The organism is Skermanella mucosa (genome assembly GCF_016765655.2).
Classification (GTDB): domain Bacteria; phylum Pseudomonadota; class Alphaproteobacteria; order Azospirillales; family Azospirillaceae; genus Skermanella; species Skermanella mucosa.
This window is the reverse complement of the sequence record NZ_CP086106.1, coordinates 2,858,226-2,881,542: the sequence shown is the minus strand read 5'-3', so window position 1 is coordinate 2,881,542 and position 23,317 is coordinate 2,858,226. Positions and strand designations below refer to the sequence as shown.

23 protein-coding genes are annotated in these 23,317 nt (G+C 66.3%); 16 read left to right on the top strand and 7 right to left on the bottom strand.

Annotated features, from left to right (window positions below):
* The first annotated feature begins 22 nt into the window (after nt 1-22).
* The 4 genes from JL100_RS13150 to guaB all read left to right on the top strand — a co-directional run bounded on the left by JL100_RS13150 (nt 23) and on the right by guaB (nt 5,386).
* Nucleotides 23-1,609 carry an ABC transporter ATP-binding protein gene (locus JL100_RS13150; protein WP_202679430.1) on the top strand — a complete coding sequence of 529 codons (1,587 nt, stop codon included), beginning with the start codon at nt 23-25 and terminating at the stop codon, nt 1,607-1,609.
* On the top strand, nt 1,599-2,702 hold the full coding sequence (locus tag JL100_RS13145) for an ABC transporter permease (RefSeq protein ID WP_202679431.1): 1,104 nt from the start codon (nt 1,599-1,601) through the stop codon (nt 2,700-2,702). The genes JL100_RS13150 and JL100_RS13145 overlap by 11 nt, the downstream gene beginning before the upstream one ends.
* Nucleotides 2,699-3,631 (top strand): ABC transporter permease, encoded by a 933-nt coding sequence (locus JL100_RS13140; RefSeq protein ID WP_202679432.1) that lies wholly within the window; start codon nt 2,699-2,701, stop codon nt 3,629-3,631. Before JL100_RS13145 ends, JL100_RS13140 begins: the two co-directional genes overlap by 4 nt.
* 279 nt (nt 3,632-3,910) lie before the next feature.
* Nucleotides 3,911-5,386 (top strand): IMP dehydrogenase, encoded by a 1,476-nt coding sequence (gene guaB / locus JL100_RS13135; protein WP_202679433.1) that lies wholly within the window; start codon nt 3,911-3,913, stop codon nt 5,384-5,386.
* On the opposite strand, the gene JL100_RS13130 is transcribed toward guaB, so the two are convergent.
* Nucleotides 5,383-5,934, bottom strand: coding sequence for a hypothetical protein (locus JL100_RS13130; RefSeq protein WP_202679434.1), 552 nt, complete (start codon nt 5,932-5,934; stop codon nt 5,383-5,385). The genes guaB and JL100_RS13130 overlap by 4 nt on opposite strands.
* On the bottom strand, nt 5,931-6,512 hold the full coding sequence (locus JL100_RS13125; RefSeq protein ID WP_202679435.1) for a hypothetical protein: 582 nt from the start codon (nt 6,510-6,512) through the stop codon (nt 5,931-5,933). The genes JL100_RS13130 and JL100_RS13125 overlap by 4 nt, the downstream gene beginning before the upstream one ends.
* Before the next feature lie 288 nt (nt 6,513-6,800).
* Between JL100_RS13125 and JL100_RS13120 the strand changes: the two genes are divergently transcribed.
* From JL100_RS13120 to JL100_RS13095, 6 genes are all read left to right on the top strand, one after another.
* Entirely contained in the window at nt 6,801-8,117 is a 1,317-nt protein-coding gene (locus JL100_RS13120; protein WP_202679436.1) for an RsmB/NOP family class I SAM-dependent RNA methyltransferase, read from the top strand.
* Nucleotides 8,114-8,674, top strand: coding sequence for a GNAT family N-acetyltransferase (locus tag JL100_RS13115; protein WP_202679437.1), 561 nt, complete (start codon nt 8,114-8,116; stop codon nt 8,672-8,674). Before JL100_RS13120 ends, JL100_RS13115 begins: the two co-directional genes overlap by 4 nt.
* Complete coding sequence (locus JL100_RS13110) at nt 8,665-9,213, top strand: GNAT family N-acetyltransferase (protein ID WP_202679438.1); 549 nt, start codon at nt 8,665-8,667, stop codon at nt 9,211-9,213. Before JL100_RS13115 ends, JL100_RS13110 begins: the two co-directional genes overlap by 10 nt.
* A 48-nt stretch (nt 9,214-9,261) precedes the next feature.
* Entirely contained in the window at nt 9,262-10,833 is a 1,572-nt protein-coding gene (gene guaA, locus JL100_RS13105; protein ID WP_202679439.1) for a glutamine-hydrolyzing GMP synthase, read from the top strand.
* 12 nt (nt 10,834-10,845) lie between these two features.
* Nucleotides 10,846-11,103 (top strand): hypothetical protein, encoded by a 258-nt coding sequence (locus JL100_RS13100; protein WP_202679440.1) that lies wholly within the window; start codon nt 10,846-10,848, stop codon nt 11,101-11,103.
* 90 nt (nt 11,104-11,193) lie between these two features.
* Entirely contained in the window at nt 11,194-11,421 is a 228-nt protein-coding gene (locus JL100_RS13095; RefSeq protein ID WP_202679441.1) for a DUF6429 family protein, read from the top strand.
* 87 nt (nt 11,422-11,508) lie between these two features.
* Here JL100_RS13095 and JL100_RS13090 read toward each other — a convergent pair whose 3' ends face one another.
* Both JL100_RS13090 and JL100_RS13085 read right to left on the bottom strand, forming a co-directional pair.
* On the bottom strand, nt 11,509-12,087 hold the full coding sequence (locus tag JL100_RS13090) for a carboxymuconolactone decarboxylase family protein (RefSeq protein WP_202679442.1): 579 nt from the start codon (nt 12,085-12,087) through the stop codon (nt 11,509-11,511).
* A gap of 59 nt (nt 12,088-12,146) precedes the next feature.
* A complete protein-coding gene (locus tag JL100_RS13085; protein WP_202679443.1) occupies nt 12,147-12,821 on the bottom strand; it encodes a peroxiredoxin-like family protein in 675 nt (224 codons plus the stop codon).
* 13 nt (nt 12,822-12,834) lie between these two features.
* On the opposite strand from JL100_RS13085, the gene JL100_RS13080 reads away from it, so the two are divergent.
* Nucleotides 12,835-14,022 carry a LysR family transcriptional regulator gene (locus JL100_RS13080; RefSeq protein WP_323378513.1) on the top strand — a complete coding sequence of 396 codons (1,188 nt, stop codon included), beginning with the start codon at nt 12,835-12,837 and terminating at the stop codon, nt 14,020-14,022.
* 264 nt (nt 14,023-14,286) lie between these two features.
* Here JL100_RS13080 and JL100_RS13075 read toward each other — a convergent pair whose 3' ends face one another.
* Entirely contained in the window at nt 14,287-15,225 is a 939-nt protein-coding gene (locus JL100_RS13075) for a LysR family transcriptional regulator (protein ID WP_202679445.1), read from the bottom strand.
* Between the two features lie 107 nt (nt 15,226-15,332).
* On the opposite strand from JL100_RS13075, the gene JL100_RS13070 reads away from it, so the two are divergent.
* Nucleotides 15,333-16,136, top strand: coding sequence for an SDR family NAD(P)-dependent oxidoreductase (locus JL100_RS13070; protein WP_202679446.1), 804 nt, complete (start codon nt 15,333-15,335; stop codon nt 16,134-16,136).
* Nucleotides 16,137-16,197: 61 nt separating this feature from the next.
* Here JL100_RS13070 and JL100_RS13065 read toward each other — a convergent pair whose 3' ends face one another.
* The gene (locus JL100_RS13065; RefSeq protein ID WP_202679447.1) at nt 16,198-16,401 is read right to left on the bottom strand and encodes a hypothetical protein; all 204 of its coding nucleotides are present in this window, start codon (nt 16,399-16,401) and stop codon (nt 16,198-16,200) included.
* 37 nt (nt 16,402-16,438) lie between these two features.
* Entirely contained in the window at nt 16,439-16,699 is a 261-nt protein-coding gene (locus tag JL100_RS13060) for a hypothetical protein (RefSeq protein WP_202679448.1), read from the bottom strand.
* A 57-nt stretch (nt 16,700-16,756) separates the two neighbouring features.
* On the opposite strand from JL100_RS13060, the gene JL100_RS13055 reads away from it, so the two are divergent.
* The 4 genes from JL100_RS13055 (at nt 16,757) to JL100_RS13040 (ending at nt 22,544) form a co-directional block, all read left to right on the top strand.
* The gene (locus JL100_RS13055; RefSeq protein ID WP_202679449.1) at nt 16,757-17,119 is read left to right on the top strand and encodes a hypothetical protein; all 363 of its coding nucleotides are present in this window, start codon (nt 16,757-16,759) and stop codon (nt 17,117-17,119) included.
* A gap of 154 nt (nt 17,120-17,273) precedes the next feature.
* Nucleotides 17,274-20,381: a PAS domain S-box protein gene (locus JL100_RS13050; protein ID WP_407696990.1), complete on the top strand. Its 3,108-nt coding sequence runs from the start codon at nt 17,274-17,276 to the stop codon at nt 20,379-20,381.
* A 284-nt stretch (nt 20,382-20,665) separates the two neighbouring features.
* Complete coding sequence (locus JL100_RS13045) at nt 20,666-21,628, top strand: YeiH family protein (protein WP_228421233.1); 963 nt, start codon at nt 20,666-20,668, stop codon at nt 21,626-21,628.
* 10 nt (nt 21,629-21,638) lie between these two features.
* A complete protein-coding gene (locus tag JL100_RS13040; protein ID WP_202679452.1) occupies nt 21,639-22,544 on the top strand; it encodes a LysR family transcriptional regulator in 906 nt (301 codons plus the stop codon).
* Nucleotides 22,545-23,317 lie beyond the last annotated feature (773 nt).

Here is a 23,317-nt window from a genome sequence, read left to right as displayed (position 1 = left end):
CGACGAACTGGGAGAGTGAAACATGACCTACGATGCCGGCGGGGTTCCTCCCCGTCTTGAGCTTCGCGGAATAACCAAGCGATTCCCCGGGGTCGTCGCCAACGACGGCGTCAGCTTCCCGGTCCGGCCGGGCGAGATCCATGCGCTGCTGGGAGAGAACGGCGCCGGCAAGAGCACGCTGGTGAAGATCATCTACGGCGTGCTCCACGCCGACGAGGGCGAGGTGCTGTGGAACGGGCAGGCTGTCCAGCTTGCCAACCCGCATGCGGCGCGCCGGCTCGGCATCGGCATGGTGTTCCAGCATTTCTCGCTGTTCGACGGCATGACGGTGCTGGAGAACATCGCGCTGGGGCTGGAAGGCAAGCCCGACATGCGCAGCCTGTCCGGGCGGATCGTCGAGGTGTCGCAGGCCTACGGTCTGCCGCTGGACCCGAGGCGCGAGATCCACACCCTGTCGGTCGGCGAGCGCCAGCGGGTCGAGATCGTGCGATGCCTGCTTCAGGATCCCAAGCTGCTGATCATGGACGAGCCGACCTCCGTCCTGACCCCGCAGGAGGTCGAGCGGCTGTTCGGCACGTTGCGGCTGCTGGCGTCGGAAGGCTGCTCGATCCTCTACATCAGCCACAAGCTCCAGGAGATCAAGGATCTCTGCGACCATGCCACGATCCTGCGCGGCGGCAAGGTGGTCGGGGAGTGCGACCCGGCGGTGGAATCGACCCGCGGCATGGCGCAGATGATGATCGGCGCCGAGCTGAAGACGCTGGCCCGGCGCGGGACGCGGCCCAAGGCCGCCACCCGATTTACAGTCGAGGCGCTGGACCTGCCGACCGACCAGCCGTTCGGGACCACGCTGAAGCGCGTCGGTTTCGAGGTCGCGGCGGGCGAAATCTTCGGCATCGCCGGCGTCGCCGGCAACGGCCAGAACGAATTGATGCGGGCTCTGTCGGGCGAACTGACGGTCGCGAACCCGACAAGCATCCGGCTGGACGGCAAGCCGGTGGGCGACCTGGGCGTCGAGCGGCGGCGGGCGCTGGGCCTGTGCTGCGTGCCGGAGGAGCGCAACGGCCACGCCGCGGTGCCCGACATGAGCTTGGCGTCGAATACGCTGATCAGCGCGCGGAACCGCATGAAGCTGGTGCTGCGCGGCTGGATCAGGCGGGACGCGACGCGGGATTTCGCCGAGCGGATCATCCAGGAGTTCGGCGTCAAGGCGCGCGGGCCTGACTCGGCGGCGCGCAGCCTGTCGGGCGGCAACCTTCAGAAATACATCGTCGGACGCGAGATCCTCCAGGCTCCCGAGGTGCTGGTGATCGCCCAGCCGACCTGGGGCGTCGATGCAGGCGCCGCCGCGGCGATCCACCAGGCGCTGTTCAACCTGGCGCAGAACGGGGCCTCGATCGTCGTCGTCTCCCAGGACCTGGACGAGTTGCTGACCCTGTGCGACCGGCTGGCGGTGCTGAATGTCGGTACCCTGTCGAAGGCGATCGACACGGCGGATGCCTCCCTGGAGGAGATCGGGCTGCTGATGGGCGGCCTGCACGGGATGTCGGCGGAAGTGCCGGCAACACACGGGGCGGAGAACAAGGGGGGCTCCCAGCATGTCGCTTAAGTTCGAACCGCGGCGGGAGATCCCGAAATCGCTGGTCTACGGAACGCCGCTGCTGGCGATCGCGCTGACCATCCTGTCGGGCTACCTGCTGTTCATGTTCCTGGGACTGAATCCCGGATCGACCCTGTACATCTTCCTGGTGTCGCCGCTGGAGACCCAGTTCGGACTGGCGGAACTGGCGGTCAAGGCCGGGCCGCTGATCCTGATCGCGACCGGGCTCGCCATCGGCTTCCGCGCCAATGTCTGGAACATCGGGGCCGAGGGGCAGCTGACCATCGGCGCGATCTTCGGCGCCGGCGTGGCCCTGGCCTTCTGGGGCGACGAGGGTTTCTGGATCCTGCCGCTGATGTTCGTGGCCGGTGCCCTGGGCGGCATGCTGTGGGCGGCGATTCCGGCGTTCCTGAAGACGCGGTTCGAGGTCAGCGAGATCCTGACCAGCCTGATGCTGACATATGTCGCGACGCTGGTCCTGAGCATCCTGGTCCATGGGCCGTGGCGCGACCCCGAGGGCTTCAATTTCCCGCAGAGCCGGCTGTTCACCGAGGCGGCCATCCTGCCCATCGTCCTGGAGGGCACCCGGCTGCATGCCGGGGCCTTCGTGGCGCTGTTCGCCGCCGTGGCGGCCTGGGTCCTGCTGACCCATACGGTGACCGGCTTCCAGGTCAAGGTGGTCGGGCAGGCGCCCATGGCGGCCCGTTTCGCCGGGTTCAGCCAGAAGGGAACGGTCTGGTTCAGCCTGCTGCTGGCGGGGGCCTTGGCGGGGCTGGCCGGCATGATCGAGGTGGCCGGCCCGATCGGGCAGCTGACGCCGCAGCTCACCCCGGGCTACGGCTTCACCGCGATCATCGTGGCCTTCCTGGGGCGGCTCAACCCGCTGGGGATCATCCTGGCCGGGCTGGTGATGGCGATCTCCTACATCGGCGGCGAGAACGCCCAGGTCTATGCCCAGCTGCCGCAGGCGGCGACGGGCGTCTTCCAGGGAATGCTGCTGTTCTACCTGCTGGCCTCGGACTTCCTGGTCCGGTACCGCATCCGCTTCCAGTCGGCCAGGCACCAGGCCGCCAAGCCCCGCCGGGAGGTCGCCGCCACATGATCGATTTCCTTGTCCTGATCGCGGTGTCCGTGGTGATCGCCGCGACGCCGATGCTGTTCGCCGCCGTGGGCGAGCTGGTGGTGGAGCGGTCCGGGGTGCTGAACCTGGGCGTCGAGGGCATGATGCTGATCGGCGCGGTGGTGGGTTTCGGCGTGACCATGACGACTGGCAGCGCCGTGCTGGGAATCGGCTCGGCGGCGCTTGCCGGCGCCGCGCTGGCGCTGGTCTTCGGCGTGCTGGTCCTGACCCTGATGGCGAATCAGGTGGCGACGGGCCTTGCCCTCACCATCTTCGGGATCGGGCTGAGCGCCCTGATCGGGGCCGGCTTCGTCGGCATGCCCATCGCCGGCCTGCCCAAGCTGGACATTCCCGGAATCAGCGACCTGCCGGTCTTGGGGCCTCTGCTGTTCCAGTACGACGCCATGGTCTACCTGTCGGTGGCGTTGACCCTGGCGGTCGGCTGGTTCCTGAAGCGGACCCATGCCGGCATGGTGCTGAGGGCGGTCGGCGAATCCGCGGAATCCGCGCACTCGATCGGGCATCCGGTGATTCGGGTCCGCTACTTGGCGACCCTGTTCGGCGGCGCCATGGCCGGGCTGGGCGGCGCCTTCCTGTCGCTGTCGGTCACGCCCATGTGGGCGGAGAACATGACGTCGGGCCGCGGCTGGATCGCGCTGGCGCTGGTCGTGTTCGGATCGTGGCGGCCGGGCCGGGTGCTGCTGGGCGCCTATATCTTCGGCGGCGTCACGATCCTTCAGCTCCATGCCCAGGGAAGCGGCGGGCTGGGCTTCGGGCTGCCGGGGCAGGTGTTCACCATGCTGCCGTACCTGGCGACCATCGCGGTGCTGACGATCATATCGGCCGGTCCCTGGCGCGGCCGTTTCCAGGCGCCGGCCTGCCTGGGACAGCCTTTCCGACCGTCGGTGTGACGGGGGCGTGGCAAGAGCAACGTCCGCTAAAGTCGTATTAACGTAGGTCGGCCTCGGCCGAAGGCCGACGCCGACACCCTGGCCGGAGCGTCGATGCAGGGTGTCGGCGTTCGCCCTGTCAGGCGAAGGCCGACCGACGCCGAACGGCAAAAATCCAGGAAGGCTCGGTGATGTCAGGATGAGCCTAGGCGAGCCCTGCGTTTGCCGCAGGGCAACGTAGACTTCACAGGGCGCGTTTCCTGTGTATAGTGCCGCAAATTTTACGCCAGGAGACGGTTAATGGCCCAGATCGTGCAGTTTCGCGAAGCCCTCACCTTCGACGACGTCCTGCTGGTGCCGGCCGAATCCTCGGTCCTGCCGGCCCAGACGGACACCCGCACCCGGCTGACCAAGTCGATCGAACTCGGCATTCCCCTGATGTCCGCCGCCATGGACACGGTAACCGAAAGCGGCCTCGCCATCGCCATGGCGCAGGCGGGCGGCATCGGCGTGATCCACCGCAACATGGACATAGAGCGGCAGGCGGACGAGGTCCGGCGGGTCAAGCGGTTCGAATCGGGCATGGTGGTCAATCCGATCACGATCGAACCGACGGCGACCCTGGCCGATGCGCTGAGCCTGATGGCGAATTACCGCATCTCCGGCATTCCGGTGGTCGAGCAGCCCTCGGGCAAGCTGGTCGGCATCCTGACCAACCGCGACGTCCGCTTCGCATCCAACCCGCAGCAGCGGGTGTCGGAGCTGATGACCAGCGAACGGCTGGTGACGGTCCGCGAGGGCGTCGACCGGGAGGAGGCGAAGCGGCTGCTCCACCAGTTCCGCATCGAGAAGCTGCTGGTGGTCGACGACGCCTACCGCTGCATCGGGCTGGTCACGGTCAAGGACATCGAGAAGGCTCAACTTCACCCCAACGCCTGCAAGGACGAGAAGGGCCGGCTGCGTGCCGCCGCCGCGACCGGCACCGGCGAGGACGGGCTGGCCCGCGCCGAGGCGCTGTTCGATGCCGAGGTAGACGTGCTGGTCGTCGATACCGCCCACGGGCATTCCCGCAAGGTGATGGAGCAGATCGAGCGGGTGCGCCGTCTGTCCAACTATACCCAGGTGGTCGCCGGCAACGTCGCCACGTCGGAAGCTGCCAAGGCGCTGATCGGCGCCGGCGTCGATGCGGTCAAGGTCGGCATCGGCCCGGGATCGATCTGCACCACCCGCATGGTCGCGGGCGTCGGCGTTCCGCAGCTGACCGCCGTAATGGACGTGGTCGACGAGTGCCACCGCCAGGGCATTCCCGTCGTCAGTGACGGCGGCATCAAGTATTCCGGCGACCTCGCCAAGGCGATCGCGGCCGGTGCCGATTGCGCGATGCTGGGCAGCCTGTTCGCCGGCACCGACGAGAGCCCCGGCGAGGTGATCCTGTACCAGGGCCGGAGCTACAAGAGCTATCGCGGCATGGGTTCGGTCGGTGCCATGGCGCGCGGCTCGGCGGACCGCTACTTCCAGCAGGAAGTCCGCGACACCATGAAGCTGGTGCCGGAAGGCGTCGAGGGGCGGGTGCCCTACAAGGGCCCGGTCAGCGGCGTGATCCACCAGCTGGTCGGCGGCCTGAAGGCGGCCATGGGCTATACCGGCAACAGCAGCATCCCGGAGATGCAGACCCGCTGCAACTTCGTGAAGATCACCAACGCGGGCCTGCGCGAGAGCCATGTCCACGACATCATGATCACCAACGAGGCACCCAACTACCGCCGCGACCTCTAAGCGGCGGTCGGCTGCGACGGCGAGCCGTTGGCAGCCGCGCCGTTCGGCGTGGTGGCGACCTCTATCTTGAAGCCGCGGCTGGGCGGGAAGCGCGTGGCGGCCTTCTTGACGGCGCGCTCCATCGTCGTGGCCCAGACAAGGAAGCGGAGATTGCCGCTCCAGTTCTCGTTTCCCTCCTCGCCGGTCGCTTCCGGCAGCGCGCCGCCGGCTCCGGAGATCACGACGATCCAGCGGTGATCCTCGGGCAGCCGGCGCTCGTCCAGGACGACCAGCCGGTTGTCGCTCTTGCGGACGGTCTTGAGCTTTTCCTCCAGCTTTGCCACTTCCGCCGTGAGGCGGCCGACCAGCATGTCGCTGTCGGCGGCCTTCCGCTTGGCCGTCCTGCAGCCCTTGGCCACTTCGCGGATCGCCGCGACCTGCCGGACCCGGTCCCGCTGAAGGCTGCTGACCCGGTGCCGGGCGACCGCCACCTTGTCCAGCGCCAGGCGCAGCCCCATCAGGACGCCGAGATATCCGGTGAAGAAGCAGAGGATGTAGGTGGTGATCATGCGGCCGCTCCGTTGCCTTCCGTCGCTGCGCCCGATGATTCCTCGGGTTCGATCATCTCGATCAGGGTGAAGCCGAGGCTGACCGGGAATCGGCTGTCCAGGCTGGCCTTGGCTTCCGGCAGGTTCTGTGCCCATATTTCCACATGCTGTGCGCGGGCCCAGCTGCCGTCGAGCAGGCCGTGAGGACGTCCTTCACGGATCGCGGCCTGCACGTGCCGGTTGACCATGACCGCCTTGAACAGCCGGCAGCCGGGCCGCTTGCGCCCGACGATCCTGATCATCTCGTCGTCCCGCTGCTGCAATTCGTCGAGCTTGGACTGGAACTGGTCGATCTGGCGCTCTACCGCACGGCGCCGGGCCTCGCTCTGCGCCAGGGCGATTCGCAGCTTCGCCCGGCGCTGCTCGAAGGCGGGGATCAGCGGGGCGCAACGCTTGAGCTTGACGCGGGCGCGGGTGGCGGCTTCGCTCTTGAGGATCATGCGGGACCAGATCTCTCCGCCGAGGCGGGCGGCGAAGAAGCCGGTCATGCCCGCCATTCCGGCAAACAGGATGTCAGTGACGATTTCGACCGGCGACATGCCGATGCACCATTGAAGTTACTACGCTATACGGCTCTCTCCCGATCGATGGTGCATCGCAACATCGATCGGTCGCAGAACTATGGAGGTAGTCCGTCCGTTCGGCAATACATCTTCGAAGCTTCTTCATGCCGCAGTACCCAGGGCGCAGGCCGCGCGTAGGCCGACGGCACTTTCACGGCTTGTCCATGGCGCCGGAACGATGAAAGCTGTTGCGTGGCGGCGTTTCATCGCCCATGTCACACCTTCGCCTTTTCCCCGTGACCACGTCCGATCAGCAGAGACCAGATGACCCCCGGCGCCCGCCTTCAAGCCGCCATCGAACTCCTCGACGAGGTGGAGGTGACCCCGCGTCCGGCAGATGCCGTGATCAGCGCCTTCTTCCGCGCCCGCCGATTCATCGGCGCCAAGGACCGCGCCGCCGTGGCCGAAACGGTCTACGGCGTGCTGCGCCGGCACGCACGGCTTCGCTGGTGGTTCCAGCATGCCGGCGGCTTTCCCGTCACGGCCCGCACGCTGCTGATCGCCGACCAGATCCTGGCCCAGGGACGGCCGGCGGACCACCTGGATAAGCTGTTCAGCGGCGGCCGATTCGCGCCCGCCCAGTTCAGCCAGGGGGAGATCCGGCTGGCGAACAAGCTGGAGGGCCATACCCTGGACCACCCCGGCATGCCGGAGGAGGTCGCGGTCGAATGCCCTGACTGGGCCGCAGGCCACCTCCGCGAGTTTTTCGGCGACCGATTCGTGCCGGAACTGGCGGCATTGTTGGATCCTGCCCCGCTCGACCTGCGCGCCAATCCCGTCAAGGCGGACCGCGACGCGGCGCTGGCGGCGCTTGCCGCGTCCGGAATCGAGGGCGAGCCGACCCGCTGGTCGCCGTTCGGCATCCGGATCCACGGGCGGCCTCCGCTGGCATCGACCGACGCCTTCAAGAGCGGGATGGTCGAGATCCAGGACGAGGGCTCGCAGCTGATCGGGCTGCTGACCGACGCGAAGCCGGGCCACCAGGCTGTGGATTTCTGCTCCGGGGCCGGGGGCAAGGCGCTCGCCATCGCGGCCGGCATGCAGAACAAGGGCCGGCTGGTCGCCTGCGACGTGCTGGAAAAGCGGCTGAAGCGCGCCGCGGAGAGAATTCGCCGCGCCGGGCTCCACAATGTCGAGACCCGGGCGCTGTCGAGCGAGCGCGATCCCTGGGTCAAGCGCCACAAGGGCAAGTTCGACCGCGTCCTGGTGGATGCGCCCTGCACCGGGACGGGTACCTGGCGGCGCAACCCGGACAGCCGCTGGCGGCTGCTGGGGCCGGGGCTGGAGGAGTTGGAGAAGCTGCAGCACAACATCCTCGACTCGGCGTCGCGGCTGGTCAAGCCGGGCGGGCGGCTGATCTACGCCACCTGCTCGATGCTGCCCCAGGAGAACGAGCGGCAGGTCGAAACCTTCCTGGCGGCCCATCCGGACTTCACGGTCAAGCCGGTAGACGAGCTGTGGCAGGATTCCGTCGGCACCGCCAGCCCCGGGACCGGACCCTTCATGCGCCTTTCGCCGGCGCGCCATGGCACGGACGGCTTCTTCGCCGCCGTGCTGGAGCGCGGGAGCGCCGCGGAATGATCGGGCGGATCCGGCGCGCGCGGCTCGACGATGCCGCCGCGATCGCCTATGTCCACGTGGCCGGCTGGCGCGAGACCTATCCCGGCATCGTCCCGGACCGCACGCTGGCCGCCATGGACGTTTTCAGCCGCACGCGCTACTGGGCGCAGGTGCTGGACAACAAGCGGAACCGCATCGACGTGTTCGTCTCGGAGATGCCGGTGGACGGCGAGGACCGGGTGGTCGGATTCGGCGTGACCGGGCCGGAGCAGGTCGGACTGGACGATTATTCCGGGGAGTTCCACGCGCTCTACGTCCTTCAGGTCGGGCAGGGACGGGGCCTGGGAACCCGGCTGATGACCACGATGGCAGCGGGCCTCGTGCTGAGGGGAATGACCGCCTGCACCGTCTGGGCCTTGCGCGACAATTTACGGGCGCGGCGTTTCTATGAGAAAATGGGCGGCGTGCTGATAAGCGAGCGTCCGCTGATGTTCGACGGCACGCGGGTGATGGAAGTGGCCTATGGGTGGTCCGACGTGACGCCGCTGGCGCGGCGAAGTGAGGAGGCATGGCGCTGATCCGTCGCGCCCGTCCGGAAGACGCGGCCGGCATTGCCGAGGTTCATGTCGCCAGTTGGCGAACGACGTATCCGGGCATGGTGCCCGACGGCTACCTGCTCGGCTTGTCCGTCCCGGGCTTCACGCAGCGCTGGCGCAGGATCCTGGCCGACCAGTCCCGCATCCACGGCAGCTTCGTCGCCGTGGAACCGCCGCTCGGGGTGGTGGGGTTCGCGTCCTGCGGGACGCAGCGGACCGCCATCGAAGGCTATGGCGGCGAGTTCTACGCGCTATATCTGTATGACCATGCGCAGGGCCGGGGCATCGGCCGGCACCTGATGGCCGCCATGGCGAACGAACTGACCAATTACGGGATGAACTCCGCGGTGGTCTGGGTCCTGGCGAACAATCCGTCCCGCTGGTTCTATGAACGCCTGGGCGGTTGCCGGCTGGCCGAGAAGATCATCGGCTTTGCCGGGACGAACCTGACGGAGGCAGCCTATGGCTGGCGGGACTTGGCGCCGCTGGCGCGCTTGTCCGCGGACCCTCCGGTGCGCTAACACACGGCTTTAGGAAGCCAGACCTTGCCACGCTTGAAGCGAGTAGACATGACCGCCCCCCTTTCGAACGACCTGACCGCCGATCGCGTTCTCATCCTGGATTTCGGGTCCCAGGTGACCCAGCTGATCGCCCGTCGGGTGCGCGAGAGCGGCGTCTATTGCGAGATCCACCCGTTCAGCATGGCGCCGGAGAAGGTCAAGGAGTTCGACCCCAAGGCGATCATCCTGTCCGGCAGCCCGGCCTTCATCTCGCAGGAGAACTCGCCGCGTCCGCCGCGGGAGGTGTTCGAACAGAAGGTGCCGGTGCTGGGCATCTGCTACGGCCAGCACGTGATGTGCGCCCAGCTCGGCGGCGAGGTGACCGGGTCCGACCACCGCGAGTACGGCCGCGCCTACGTGGACGTCAAGGAGCCCTGCGCGCTGTTCGAGGGCATGTGGGAACTGGGGGCCCGCGAGCAGGTCTGGATGAGCCACGGCGACCGCGTGACCCGGCTGCCGGACGGCTTCCGCGCCGTGGGCCAGAGCGACGGCGCGCCGTTCGCCGTGATCGCCGACGACGACCGGCATTTCTACGGCGTGCAGTTCCACCCCGAGGTGGTCCACACCCCGCACGGCGCCCAGCTTCTGCGGAACTTCACCCACCATGTCGCGGGCTGCCGGGGCGAATGGACCATGGCCGCCTTCCGCGAGGAGGAGATCGCCCGCATCCGCGCCAAGGTCGGCAAGGGCAAGGTGATCTGCGGCCTGTCCGGCGGCGTCGACAGCTCGGTCGCGGCGGTCCTGCTGCACGAGGCGATCGGCGACCAGCTGACCTGCATCTTCGTGGATACCGGGCTGATGCGCTCCGGCGAGGCCGATCAGGTCGTCACCCTGTTCCGCGACCATTACAACATTCCGCTGATCCACCGCGACGCGTCGGACCTGTTCCTGGGCAAGCTGGCCGGGGTGTCGGACCCCGAGCGGAAGCGCAAGATCATCGGCGCCACCTTCATCGACGTGTTCGACGAAGAGGCGCACAAGATCGGCGGCGCCGAGTTCCTGGCGCAGGGCACGCTGTACCCCGACGTGATCGAGAGCGTGTCGCTGTCCGGCGGCGGCATGACCATCAAGTCGCACCACAATGTCGGCGGCCTGCCCGAGCGGATGAAGCTGAAGCTGGTCGAGCCGCTGCGCGAGCTGTTCAAGGACGAGGTCCGGAAGCTGGGGCGGGAACTGGGCCTTCCCGAAAGCTTCATCGGCCGGCACCCGTTCCCCGGGCCGGGCCTGGCGATCCGCATCCCCGGCGACATCACGCCGGAGAAGCTGGCGATCCTGCGGAAGGCCGATACGATCTACCTGGAGGAGATCCGCAACGCCGGCCTCTACGACGCGATCTGGCAGGCCTTCGCCGTGCTTCTGCCGGTTCGGACCGTCGGCGTGATGGGCGACGAGCGGACCTACGACTATGCCTGCGCGCTCCGGGCGGTGACGTCGGTGGACGGCATGACGGCGGACTACTACCCGTTCGACCACGAGTTCCTGGGCCGCGTCGCGACCCGGATCATCAACGAGGTCCGGGGCATCAACCGCGTCACCTACGACATCACCAGCAAGCCTCCGGGTACGATCGAGTGGGAGTGACGGGTCCTGAAGGTGGCGCTCGCCGCCCCACCCATGCCCTTTGACTCGCCGGTCGTGACGATGCCGCGCTGGAAAGCTGGTCGGGCCGTCGATCAGGACTTCGGCGAAGGCGCGGCGCCACAGCCAGCCATAGTGGGCGATGCCGACGACGCTATGGTCATCGCCGGCAGCGAAGCGTCGGCGGCCGAGCAGTTCGTCGAGCAGGACGATGATGCGCTTCGCTTCGCCCCCGAAGCGACCGATCGCGAGCGGGACCGGCTCGGGCGGTAAGCATACGCCGAGCACTGCGGGAGGCAGCCATTGAAGCCAGGGCGGGACGTATCGCATGATCGCGGTCCTGTTTGATTGTGGGAGGCGGTCATGGACATCGACACCGATCGGATCGACGATGCTGTACTGGCGCTTTTAACGTTGGGAGTTCACGAAGGTGCGCGCGCGTGGAAGTCTTTCGACTGGGACGCAATGGACCGGCTGCATGCCAAGGGGCTGATCCACGATCCGGTCGGCAAGGCCAAGTCGGTGGTTTTCACGCCGGAGGGCTTGGCGCGCTCGGAGCAGCTGTTCCAGGAACTGTTCGCCAAGCGTTGATCCGGTCGGCGCCGAGGTCACGGATCGTGTCCTACGGCATGGTGTAGGAGCGCACGTGCGGGACCGGCACTACGGGAGGCGGCGGAGTCAGACAGCCTGTCGCGACTTGCCCGGCGCCTCCCACTCGGCGCCTTTCATGAAGGGGTCGAGCGGAGTCTCGGCGAGGTGGTTGGTGTAGTTCGAGATCAGCTTGGTCGCGGCCAGCACCAGCACGTCGAGCACGGCTTCGTTCGTGTAGCCCGCAGCCTTGAACGACGCGACATCGGCCTGGCTGACGATTCCGCGGTTTCGAGTGACGAGCGCTGCGAATACGCGAAGCGCCTCGAGCTTGGCATCGGCGATCGGGCGACCGTTGCGGACGGCGTCGATCGTGGCATCGTCGACCTTCGCCATGCGCGACAGGTTGGTGTGCCCGGCCATGCAATAGACGCACTCATTCTCATGGATGATCGAGAGATAGACGACGTTGCGCTCGACTGCGGTGAAGCCGGTCTTCTCGGCAATGCCCCAGAGCGTCGCATAGGCCTCGATCGCCGCGGGACTTTCGGCGAGCACACGGTGAAGGTTGGGGACGAAGCCCCAGGCCGCCTGGACGCCGTTCAGGATCTCCGCCGAGACGGCGGGAGCGGTGGTGGAGTCGTGAAGCTGAAAGCCATTGATGGTCATGACGATTCGCCCTTGGTTGAGTATCTTCCGCCGCATCTGGCGTCGCCCCTGATTGGCGTTCAGGCTCGGACCAGCGCGGCCGACCGCACGGCAGGCAGCATGTCGCTCGGTTCGGGACGCCGGGTGTAGTCGGGATTGACCTCGGCATAGCGGATCACGCCGTCCTGCCCGATCACGAACCGGCCCGGCATGGGCAGCGTCCAGCTGGAGTCACCGTTGAAGCTCGGCAGGTCGTTCTTCAGGTTCGTGTACAGTTCGATCAGATAATCGGGCAGGGCGAAGCGGAGGCCGAACGCGGCGGCGACGATGTTTCCCTCGTCCGACAGGATCGGGAAATCGAGGCCGTTCTGGCGCACCGACTTGCGGCTGTTGACCCGCGTCTGTGGCGAGATCGCGATCAGCTTTGCGCCGGCTTCGCGGAATGCCGACAATGCCTCCTGCAATGCTTGCAATTCCATGTTGCAATAGGGACACCAGACGCCGCGATAGAAGCTGACGATCAGCGGCCCCTGGTCGAGCAGGTCGCGCGACGACACAGGGGTGCCGTCCGGTGCGGCGAGCTCGAAGTCGGGCGCCACGTCGCCGGCCCGCAGCGCGCGCCCCAAGGCACCGCTGGCGATGAGCTCGCTGGTCGCGCGGTCCATCGTCGCGATCACGTCGGCAGGGACCTTATAGGGCGGCTTGCCTGCGCGGAAATCCGCCTTGAAGGCGTCGAGCTTCTCTTGAAGGGTCATTGAAGAGTTCCCCTTGGGTCAACGGGTGGACTGCGAGTCGGCCGTTCGTGGCAGCATCTTGTCGTATCGCGGCCTTTACCGTTCTGATGGAACGGATCTGTGGGATCGGCGCGGCGACAGCGAGTGCATCCTGGTAGATCTGGATCCCGGCCAAGTGAGCCTCCGTCAGATGGCCGTCCAGCGGTCGGGCGGCGATGACGGAGAGATAGGCGAGCAGGCCGAGCGGCGGACGACGGCTTGTGGTGACAATCATTATTCCGCATCGGAATGGCTTGCGCTAATTCAGTGCTGTTATCGGCAGGAGACGGGCATGGATCGGCTGGGAGCAATGGTGACGCTGGTGCGCGTGATCGACACTGGGTCGTTTTCCGCCGCCGCGCGACAGCTCAACATCGGCCAACCCGCCATCTCGAAGACGATCGCGCAGCTCGAGGATCGCCTTGGCGTTCGCTTGCTGACGCGATCGACCCGAGGACTCACGCCGACGGAGGCCGGCCTGCGCTTTTACGAGCGCGCGCGCAGATCCATCGAGAAGGCCGATGAAGCCGAGATCGCGGCGCGGGGTGAGGGCGCGGGGCTTGCCGGTACGCTGCGCATCGCGGCGGCGACCACCTTTGCGCGGCTGCATGTCGTGCGCTTGCTCCCGGCGTTCCTCGCGCAGCACCCCAGGCTCATTGTGGAACTGATCCTTGATGACCGTGTCGTCGACTTGGTCGAAGAGGGGATCGATGTCTCGCTGCGAATGGGCGATCTGCCCGATTCGTCGGCCACTGCGCGGCGGCTTGGGTCGAGCCCCCGAGCGGTGCTTGCGACCTGCGCCTATCTCGACCGGGCGGGCACGCCGAGGACGCCGTCCGACCTCGCTGAGCATGACAGCATCATCTACACGCAGGGGCGATCGAGCACATGGCGGTTCCGGCGCGACGGCACGGAGGTTTCGGTCGCGGTCACTGGGCGGCTGCGGGTGAATAGCGCCGAGGGCATACGTGCCGCCGTGCTCGCCGATATGGGCCTGACCATTGCTTCGCACTGGATGTTCGCGCCCGAACTGGCCTCGGGCCAGGTCTCGATCGTGCTTGCCGACTGGACGCTCGATCCGATCGACCTCTGGGCGGTATTCCCGACCGGCCGTCTGGTTTCGGCCAAGGCACGGGCATTCACCGACATGATCGGCGTAGCGATGCGCAACGAAACCGGCTGAGAGGATACCCGAAGCCGACCGAAACGCATCGGATTCGGTCATCGCGACTTGGGATCATCACGTATCCAAGACCGGGAAAATCAGGCGGTTATGTCGATGTCGGGTAATGGGGGCAAAAGCGCCGGAAAGTTATGAAAGATAAGGCATTCGATGTGACGAGGTGTTAGCTGAACGCCAGCGTTTCCGCCATTTTTGCCCGGCCGGTCACGTCCAAGGAGTGCGATGTTGCACCTGCGCGCCCGCGCTTTTGCCCCTATTACGATGTCAGATAGCCGAGTGGGAGTGGGGGGTGCGGGGTGCGGCGTCCGACAGCAGCGGATCCGCCCGGAAGCCGGCGGCGAGGAAATCGACCACCGCCCGAACCTTGGGGGACGTGAAGCGCCGGGAGGGCCACACCGCATGGATCGGGAGGCTCTTCGGCGCGAAGTCCGGAAGGACCGTCTCGACGCGGCCGGTGCTGATCTCGTCGCCGAACAGCCACACCGGGCATACGGCGATGCCGATGCCGGCAAGCACAGCTTCCCGGACCGCTTCGGAATTGTTGGCTTTCACATTGCCGCGTACCCGCACGGCCGTTCGGCCCGCCGGGCCGTCGAACAGCCATTCGTCACCTGTCGCCAGGTAAGTATAGACGATGCAATTGTGCCCGGTGAGATCCTGGGGGCAGGCCGGCCTGCCCCGGAGGTCGAAATAGTCGCGCGAGGCGACCGTGACGCGCCGGGTGACGCCGATCCGCCTCGCGATCAGGGCGGGCTCGTTCAGATCGCCGATCCGAATCGCGACGTCGATGCCGGCTTCCACCAGATCGGCGACGCCGTCACCCATCACCAGATCGACCTCCAGCGCGGGATGAAGATCCACCAGCGCTTTCAGGCGAGGGACGATATGAAGGCGACCGAACGCGACGGGCATGCCCAGCCGGACAAGGCCGGTCGGCGCCTGCCGCCGGCGCCCGAATGATTCTTCGAAAGCGGCCACTTCGTCCAGCAGGTTGCGCGCCTGCTCCAGCGCCAGGCGGCCATCCTCGGTCAGGGAGAGCTTCTGCGTCGATCGCTGGAAGAGCCTCGTTCCCAGCCTTTCCTCCAGTGCGGCGACCGATTTGCTGACGGTGGGCTGGGTCAGGCCGAGGTCGCGGGCGGCTGCCGTGAAACCTTGCAGTTCAGCGGCGCGGGCGAAGATGCGAAGCAGTCCGAGCAAATCCATGCGGCATGCCAATTGAGAATGAAGCTTGTTCCGGCAGTCCGTCTTCATAGCATGGGCGAATGGCCGCAGGGTGACCATCTGATCGACTTCGGAAAAGGAACCTCGTCATGGATCTGTCTGGAAAGCGCGTCCTGATCACCGGCGGATCGAGTGGCATCGGCCTGGCGCTGGCCCGGTCGCTAGCCGGCCGCGGAGCCCGCCTCCTGCTGGCCGGGCGCCGGGAAACGATGCTGATGGAGGCGGCCCATGGTCTGCGGGAGCAGGGCGCCGAAGTGGCGACAGTGTCCGGCGACGTGGCCGATCCGGTGGTCCGCGCGGCGTTCCTCGATGCCGCCAAGGCTTTCGGCGGGCTGGACATCCTGGTCAACAATGCCGGCGTGGTGCGCGCCGGCCGGCTGGAGGCCATGGACGAGGCGGAGATCCGCGCCATGATCGAGGTGGACCTGCTCGCCCCGATCCTGCTGACGCGCGCGGCGCTTCCCCTGCTACGGGACTCGGGCGAGGCGATGATCGTGAACGTCGCGTCCGGAATAGCCTTGATGGGAGTGCCGTTCTACGCCGCCTACGCCGGTGCCAAGGCCGGAATCGGCCGGTTCGGGGAGGCCCTGCGCCGTGAGCTTGCGGGAGAGGGCATCCATGTCCTGACCGCCTATCCCGGTGCGACCGACACGCCGATGATGCAGTCGAGCCAGGCCGGCCCAGATCTCGGATTCACCAAGGAACCGGCGCAAGACGTGGCCGAAGCGATCGTCGAGGGGATGGTTTCCGATGCGATGGAAGTCGTGCGGGGCGGCGAAACCCGGGCCCGGATGCTGGAGACCAACCGCACCGATCCCGCCGCGCTCGACCGGCGGTTTCTCGGCCTGAAGCCCGCGCTGGAAGCGGCGGTCCGCGACCACAAGGCGCTCTGAGACTCATGGCGCGGCGCGAGTCGAATTGCAAAAGCGCCGGCGAAGCGTCACCAGCGGACGCTCAATAGCGATCCCGCCAAGCCTCCTCCTGCTCCCGTTGGAAGTCGTAGGTGCCGTAGGCGGACCGGCGTGACTGGCGGTCGCGTTTTTCCTGCGTCATGCCGGACTCGGCCGCCGAGTCGAAATAGTCCTCGTCGGACTGCACGCAGCCGGATATCGGGACGGCGAGCAGTGATACCAGGAAAACCAGACTGATTCGTCGCATTGCCGGAGACCCCCGTGTCGGATTGCCGATGCGGAGTTCAACAGATCGTAAGGGCCATGGTCTTGCGGTCCTCGACCGGTACCGGACAATCCAGCCATTCCAGCACGGGCTGGTCCGGATCGGGCGCGGTAGGGAGTGCTTCCAACACGCGATTGTCATTGGCTTGCCAATGGTATGCGATATCCATCAGCAGGTCATCCGGGATGTCCTGGTTGAGGATGCTGTCCAGATCGTACCGCGCCATCTCCCCACCTGCTTTGCCCAACTTGGTCACAGCCTTCAAAAGACCGGAACGCATTTTCGTCCTTTCGGTTGCGATGATCTGTGATCCATTTCTCAGTCCGGGGGCAACCCGATGGGAAAGAAGGATGAATACTACCCCGAAAGCACAGTGGCGGTTCGGCCGAAGGTCGCTGTATTGACCGATGGAACCATAGAAACCATCGTAATGAAGACCTTTTTCCCGATCCGGCACATCGATGTCGCCTCAAGCGGCAGCGTCAATGGTTCGAGCGCGTGCTATCGCGTCGCCTTCGGCATAGAGCATCGGGGAGATAAGCATGCCTATGTCTACAAGATTCTCGTCTGCAACGACGGCAAGGTATCCGGTCGGTTGAACCCGGCCTTTCTCCACGGCAGCGACGACTTCGCCAGGGTTTCCCAGGCCATGTCCGACCTGTCCGATCAGGTCCGCGCGAGCGGATTGGTCGCCTCCTGAACGAGCGCCCGTGACCCAACCCGCCCCTAGCGAGGACGCACTCGCATATCGACTGCGCCAGCAACGCCTTCTTGCCGATTTCGGTCTCCACGCGTTGCGCTGCCGTGAATTGGACGGCCTGCTTCAGCGCGCCACAGAGATGTGCGCCGAGGGGATGGCGACCCGTTTGTGCAAGGTCCTGGAATGGCAACGGTCGGAGGACCGGTTGCTGGTCCGGGCCGGCGTTGGCTGGGCCGCGGGGCTGGTCGGCCATGCCATCGTCGGCGCCGACCTGGAGTCCCCCGCGGGTTTCGCCTTGAAGACGGGGCGGCCGGTGATCTCGAACCACCTGGCGGGAGAGACCCGTTTCCGGACGCCGCGGCTGCTGGCCGAGCATGGCGTCCGGCGCGCTATCAACGTCGTCATCCGCGACGGCGTCCCCGAGTGTCCGTTCGGCGTGCTGGAGGTCGACAGCCCGGACCCCGGCCATTTCGAGGAGGATGACCTCGCATTCATGCAGGGGTTCGCCAACCTGCTGGGCGTGGCGATCGAACGGCAGAAAGCGGAGGACGGGCTGAACAGGTCGCACGACCGCACGCTGGAGATCCTGGAGAGCATCAGCGACGCCTTCTATGCGGTCGACGGCGACTGGCGGTTCACCTATGTGAACCGCAAGGCCGAGGAGTGGTGGGGACGCCGGCGCGAGGACCTGATCGGGAAGGTGTACTGGGAGGAGTTCCCCCAAGCGGTCGGCAGCGAGGCCTACGAGGCTCATCAGGAGGCCATGCGGCTGCGGCGGCACGTCCATTGCGAAACGGTTTCGCCGATCCTCGGCCACTGGGTCGACGTGGACATCCATCCGACCGCCACAGGCGGCCTGTCGGTCTATTTCCGAGACGTCACGGAACGCCGCCGGACCCAGGAGGCCTTGCGGGTGAGCGAGGATCGGCTGCGTTTCGAACGGGAGTTCCTGGATACCCTGATCCGGCGGGCCCCGGTCGGAATCTCCATCGCGAGCGACCCGGCCGGGCAGGACGTCACCTTGAACGACAAGGCGAAGGAACTGCTTGGTCACGACGTGTTCGGCGGCGGCCTGGAACGCTATGCGACCTACGGTGCCGTGCATCCCGATGGCAGGCACTATGCGGTCGAGGATTATCCGACCGTCCGAGCCCTGACCCGGGGCGAGTTCATCGACCGCGAACCGATGATCTATCTGCGGGGCGGACGTTCCGGGCACAAGCGATGGCGCCTGCAGGTGAGCAGTGCGCCGGTCCGCAGCGCCGACGGCACCGTCGCCGCGGCCGTCACCGTAGTCATGGACGTCGAAGACCAGCACCGGCGGGCCGAGCAGCTCCAGGCACTTGCCGACGCGTCGCTGGCCGTCACCGCGGCCCTCACGCTCGACGCGACCCTGGCGGAGATCGTCACGGCCGCCCGGGAGATCATCGGCGCCGGTCACGCCAGGGTAGACCTGGCGGGAGACCAGGGCCGGGATGAGGCTTTCGCCGCGCCGGTGCGGGAGATCAGGCGGCCGGTCCGGCTGGGCAGGTCGACGCTGGCAGTACCGCTGGTATCCAGCCGCGGCCGTGAACTCGGCATGGTCCGGGTGTCCGACAAGCCCGATGGCGAAGAGTTCAGTTCGGAGGACGAGGCGATGCTGCTCCAGCTTGCCCATCTCGCCTCCGCCGCCATCGAGCAGGCCCAGTCCGAGGAGCGATTGCGGCGGCTGAACGAAACGCTGGAGGAGCGCGTCGTCGAGCGGACGCGGGAGCGCGACAGGCTGTGGGAACTGAGCGAGGACCTGCTCGTCGTGGCGGACTATCACGCTCGGCTGCTTCGGGTCAGCCCGTCGTGGTCGCGGCTGCTTGGCCACGACGAGGCCGCGCTTCTCGCCCGGCCTTATCCGGACATCATCCACCCCGACGACATCGCCGGCGTGTCGGCGCATCTGGAGACCTTGCGGTCCGGCGGCCAGCCCGTGCGGTTCGAGAACCGGATCAGGGCGGCGGACGGATCCTGGAAATGGATCGCCTGGGTCCTGTCGGCCGATCCGAACGGCGAGCATCTGCACGGCGTCGGCCGGGACGTGACCGCCGAGAAGGCCGCGACGGAAGCATTGCGGGTCGCCGAGGAACAGCTTCGCCAGGCACAGAAGATGGAAGCGCTGGGTCAGCTCACCGGAGGGGTAGCCCACGATTTCAACAACCTCCTGCAAGGGATCGGCGGCAGCCTGGAGGCGGTGGAGCGGCGGCTTGAGGCCGGGCGGACGGACATCGGGCATTTCAGCCGGGCCGCCCGCCTGTCGGTCGACCGGGCGGCGACGCTGACCCAGCGCCTGCTGGCGTTCTCGCGGCGGCAGCCGCTCGACCCCGAAATCGTGGACCTGAATGCGCTGGTGGCCGGAATGAAGGATCTGGTCCGCCGATCGGTCGGTGAATCCGTACGGGTCAAAACCGCCTTCGAGGAGCAGATCTGGTTTACCTGGGCCGACGTAAACCAGATCGAGAACGTTCTTCTCAACCTGGCGATCAATGCGCGCGATGCCATGCCGGACGGGGGACTGCTGACGATTCGAACGGCAAACATCTTTCTGGACGGGGAGCCCTCACCGGACGGAACCGGAGTTCAGGCCGGGGACTATGTCATGCTGGCGGTCACGGACACCGGCAAGGGCATGGCGCCGGAAGTCCTGGCGCGCGCCTTTGAGCCATTCTTCACCACGAAGCCGGTCGGCCAGGGCACCGGCCTCGGCCTCAGCCAGCTCTACGGCTTCGCCAGGCAGTCGGGAGGGCATACCCAGATCGACAGCACCGAGGGGCGGGGAACGAGCGTGAAGCTCTACCTGCCGCGCCACCGGGGCGTGCCGGAGACGACGGTCGAGCCCGTTGCGGAACCCGCATCGAGCCTGGAGGCCCAGGGAACCGTCCTCGTGGTGGAGGACGAGATGATCGTCTCGATGGTCCTGGTCGAGACGCTGGAGGAGCAGGGATACACGGTCCTTGATGCTGCCGAGGGGCAGGCCGCACTGAGAATCCTGGAAAGCCCCACCCCGATCGACCTGCTGGTCACCGATGTCGGGCTGCCGGGCATCAACGGACGGCAGCTCGCCGAGATGGCGAGGGTACTGAGGCCGGCACTGAAAGTGCTGTTTCTCACGGGCTATGCGCGCCAGGCAACCGATGGCGACGCCTTCCAGGGGCCGGACACAGGGTTGATCAGCAAGCCGGTCGCCATGGACGTCTTCCTGGCAAAGGTCCGATCCATGACAAGGCGGACTTGAGGGAGAAATCTTCGCCGGGCAGCTGGCGCTGCTGCGGGACATGTTTTCGGAGGATCGAATGGCCGGGAACGCCGTTTCCGACCTGAGAACCATCGATCGTTCGTTCTGAACGAACGAAACAACTCATATAATGAGTTGGATCGATCGATCTTCACCGACGATCATGGGGCCGGACCAAGAGGATTCGCCCCATGATCGCAACGACACCGGCTACTTCCACGTCCGCCGTTGGGTCCCGCACCCGGCGCGGACGCAGGCGGGATCCCGGCGTATGGCCGGGGCTGTTGCTGGCGACGGCAGTCGCGCTTGCCGCCTTCGCCCTGGGACGGATTCCCGGCCTGACCGGATTCAGCCCCCTGATACTGGCCATCCTGATCGGAATCCTGTTCCGCGCCGTCGCGGGGATGCCGGCCCGCGCGCGGCCGGGCGTCGTCCTGTCGATGCGAAGCCTGCTCCGGTTGGCCATCGTCCTGCTGGGTCTTCAGCTGACGGCGGGGCAGGTAGCCGAGGTGGGGCTGGCCGGGATCGCCGTGATCGTGGTGACGGTCGTCTGCACCTTCGGGTTCACGGTAGGGCTGGGGCGACTCATGGGCCTGGAGCGCGGGTTGACCGAACTGATCGCGGCAGGCACTTCGATCTGCGGTGCTTCTGCGGTGGTCGCCGCGAATACGGTGACGCGCGCGCGGGACGAGGATGTCGCCTATGCGGTCGCCTGCGTGACCGTGTTCGGCTCGGTCGCGATGATCATATATCCGTTGCTGGCTGGACCGATCGGCCTCGACCCTAATGCCTACGGCATCTGGGCCGGAGCATCGATCCACGAGGTGGCGCAGGTGGTCGCGGCCGCATTCCAGGGCGGAAGCGAGGCCGGGGAGATCGGCAGCGTCGCGAAACTGTCCCGCGTGATGATGCTGGCCCCGGTCGTGGTCGCGCTGAGCCTGCTGGCCTCGAGGAGAGTTCATCGTGGCGGCGACACCGGCGGCCAGGGTCGCACGCCCGTGCCGTGGTTCGTTCTGGGATTCATCGGGATGGTGTGCATCAACAGCGTCGTCGCGATCCCGATGGAGGCGAAGGCGGTCACCACCGCGGCGACCACCTTCCTGCTGTCGCTGGCGCTGGCCGGCATGGGGCTTGAAACCGATCTCGCCAAGCTACGTGCCAGGGGCCTCCGGCCGTTGGCGCTCGGGGGCATCGCGTCCCTTTTCATCGCCGGCTTCAGCCTGGGCCTGATCAAGGCTTTCCTGTAAGGAAGCCGGCATGACGCTGGAGCAACTTCGCATCTTCGTCGCGGTCGCCGAACGGGAACACGTCACCCAGGGCGCACGCGATCTCAACCTGACGCAATCGGCGACCAGTGCCGCCATCGCGACGCTGGAGGAGCGCTACGCGATCAAGCTCTTCGATCGGGTCGGGCGGCGGATCGTCCTGACGGAGACGGGGCGGATCTTCCTTGCCGAAGCGAAGGCGGTGCTGGCCCGTGCCGCGGCCGCCGAGACGGTTCTCGGAGACCTTGCGGGGTTGAAACGGGGTTCGCTCAAGCTTGCCGCGAGCCAGACCGTCGCGAATTATTGGCTGCCGCGTATCATCCATCACTATCGTCGCCGCTACCCCGGCATCACCCTGACATTGGCGATCGGGAATACCGAACTCGTGTCGGGTCTGGTCCATGGGGGAACGGCGGACCTCGGCTTTTCCGAGGGAGAGATCGACGACGACGCCTTGACGATCCTTCCCGTCGCGGAGGACGAACTGGTGCTCGTCGTGGCGCCCGGTCATTCCTGGGCCGACCGGCCGCCGGACCCCGCGCGCGATTTCCCGAGGGAGTCATGGGTCTTCCGGGAGCGCGGATCGGGAACCAGGTCGATCTTCGAAGCATTCCTGCCGGTCATGGGAGTCGACCCGCGGACGCTGGAAATCCGCCTTGAGCTTCCGTCCAACGAAGCGGTGCGCGCGGCGGTGGAGGCAGGAGCCGGCGCCACCGTGATCTCAAGACTGGTTGCGGAAAGCTCCCTGAGGGCGGGGACTCTGGTCAGCGTAGATCTAGCCCTGCCGAAGCGTCGCTTCTTCGCGATGCGGCATCGGGAACGTTACCTTACGAGGGCGGCACAAGAATTCTGGCGGTTGGTCGCCGAGCAATCAGAAGGAAAGCAAACGACCGAATGATCGCTGTGGTGAGTATCTTGGCTGAACCAATAGTCCAGCTCTGATTACTTGAAATTTCCGAATCTTACGGACATGCACGCAAGAAAATACCCAGCCGTTCCCGAGGATGGCGGGTCCGTTGGATGAAGATGTCTGTCAGGCGATCTGCCCGGATCATGGACCGTACTTTCCATGACCCGGGCGGATCATACGCTCTGCCGCGTGGGTCGCGCGGACGCTCGTTCAGGCGAGGCCGACCAGCGAAAGAACCGCGATCACGACGACAATCACGCCGATGATGTAGAAGATGTTCCGCCCCACTTTATTCTCCAACATTGGTTTGTCGATGCACCTGAGAACGTCCTCAGGTCGCTGAAAGTTCCACCGTTTTCGCCGCACGATCGGGGAAGTTCCTCCCGGAAAGAAGGTCGACATGGGCTCGATTGGAACATAGGGCGAACATCCCGCTTGATGTTCCGGAAGTGTTCTCATATCATCCGCTTATCGCTCAGCCAGCATCCGCTGGGTCACCTGCAAGGGAGGATACGATGTCGGTTCACAAGTTTTTTGCCGAGTTCCTGGGCTTCGCCGGTCTGGTCACCTCGTTGTACGGCTGGACGGTCGTCGGGCATGTGTTCGGGTATTGAGGTTGCGGGGCGGGCTGGACGGACTGGCGACGTATTCATCGTGGATCGTGGTAAATGAAGGATCTGGTCGCCGGCGATTGCGATGGGCGAGCAACAAAAAGGCCGTTGTCAGGTAGTCTCCTGACAACGGCCGATAGAAACAATGTT

Bases quoted from the DNA above. Each gene is read 5' to 3' on its own strand.
- guaA (WP_202679439.1), top strand. From the start codon at position 9,262: ATGACCGCCCCCCTTTCGAACGACCTGACCGCCGATCGCGTTCTCATC.
- guaB (WP_202679433.1), top strand. From the start codon at position 3,911: ATGGCCCAGATCGTGCAGTTTCGCGAAGCCCTCACCTTCGACGACGTC.
- JL100_RS13095 (WP_202679441.1), top strand. From the start codon at position 11,194: ATGGACATCGACACCGATCGGATCGACGATGCTGTACTGGCGCTTTTA.
- JL100_RS13075 (WP_202679445.1), bottom strand. From the start codon at position 15,225: ATGGATTTGCTCGGACTGCTTCGCATCTTCGCCCGCGCCGCTGAACTG.
- JL100_RS13070 (WP_202679446.1), top strand. From the start codon at position 15,333: ATGGATCTGTCTGGAAAGCGCGTCCTGATCACCGGCGGATCGAGTGGC.
- JL100_RS13085 (WP_202679443.1), bottom strand. From the start codon at position 12,821: ATGACCCTTCAAGAGAAGCTCGACGCCTTCAAGGCGGATTTCCGCGCA.
- JL100_RS13110 (WP_202679438.1), top strand. From the start codon at position 8,665: ATGGCGCTGATCCGTCGCGCCCGTCCGGAAGACGCGGCCGGCATTGCC.
- JL100_RS13120 (WP_202679436.1), top strand. From the start codon at position 6,801: ATGACCCCCGGCGCCCGCCTTCAAGCCGCCATCGAACTCCTCGACGAG.
- JL100_RS13145 (WP_202679431.1), top strand. From the start codon at position 1,599: ATGTCGCTTAAGTTCGAACCGCGGCGGGAGATCCCGAAATCGCTGGTC.
- JL100_RS13060 (WP_202679448.1), bottom strand. From the start codon at position 16,699: ATGCGTTCCGGTCTTTTGAAGGCTGTGACCAAGTTGGGCAAAGCAGGT.
- JL100_RS13090 (WP_202679442.1), bottom strand. From the start codon at position 12,087: ATGACCATCAATGGCTTTCAGCTTCACGACTCCACCACCGCTCCCGCC.
- JL100_RS13125 (WP_202679435.1), bottom strand. From the start codon at position 6,512: ATGTCGCCGGTCGAAATCGTCACTGACATCCTGTTTGCCGGAATGGCG.
- JL100_RS13130 (WP_202679434.1), bottom strand. From the start codon at position 5,934: ATGATCACCACCTACATCCTCTGCTTCTTCACCGGATATCTCGGCGTC.
- JL100_RS13065 (WP_202679447.1), bottom strand. From the start codon at position 16,401: ATGCGACGAATCAGTCTGGTTTTCCTGGTATCACTGCTCGCCGTCCCG.
- JL100_RS13150 (WP_202679430.1), top strand. From the start codon at position 23: ATGACCTACGATGCCGGCGGGGTTCCTCCCCGTCTTGAGCTTCGCGGA.
- JL100_RS13040 (WP_202679452.1), top strand. From the start codon at position 21,639: ATGACGCTGGAGCAACTTCGCATCTTCGTCGCGGTCGCCGAACGGGAA.
- JL100_RS13055 (WP_202679449.1), top strand. From the start codon at position 16,757: ATGGGAAAGAAGGATGAATACTACCCCGAAAGCACAGTGGCGGTTCGG.
- JL100_RS13050 (WP_407696990.1), top strand. From the start codon at position 17,274: ATGGCGACCCGTTTGTGCAAGGTCCTGGAATGGCAACGGTCGGAGGAC.
- JL100_RS13140 (WP_202679432.1), top strand. From the start codon at position 2,699: ATGATCGATTTCCTTGTCCTGATCGCGGTGTCCGTGGTGATCGCCGCG.
- JL100_RS13115 (WP_202679437.1), top strand. From the start codon at position 8,114: ATGATCGGGCGGATCCGGCGCGCGCGGCTCGACGATGCCGCCGCGATC.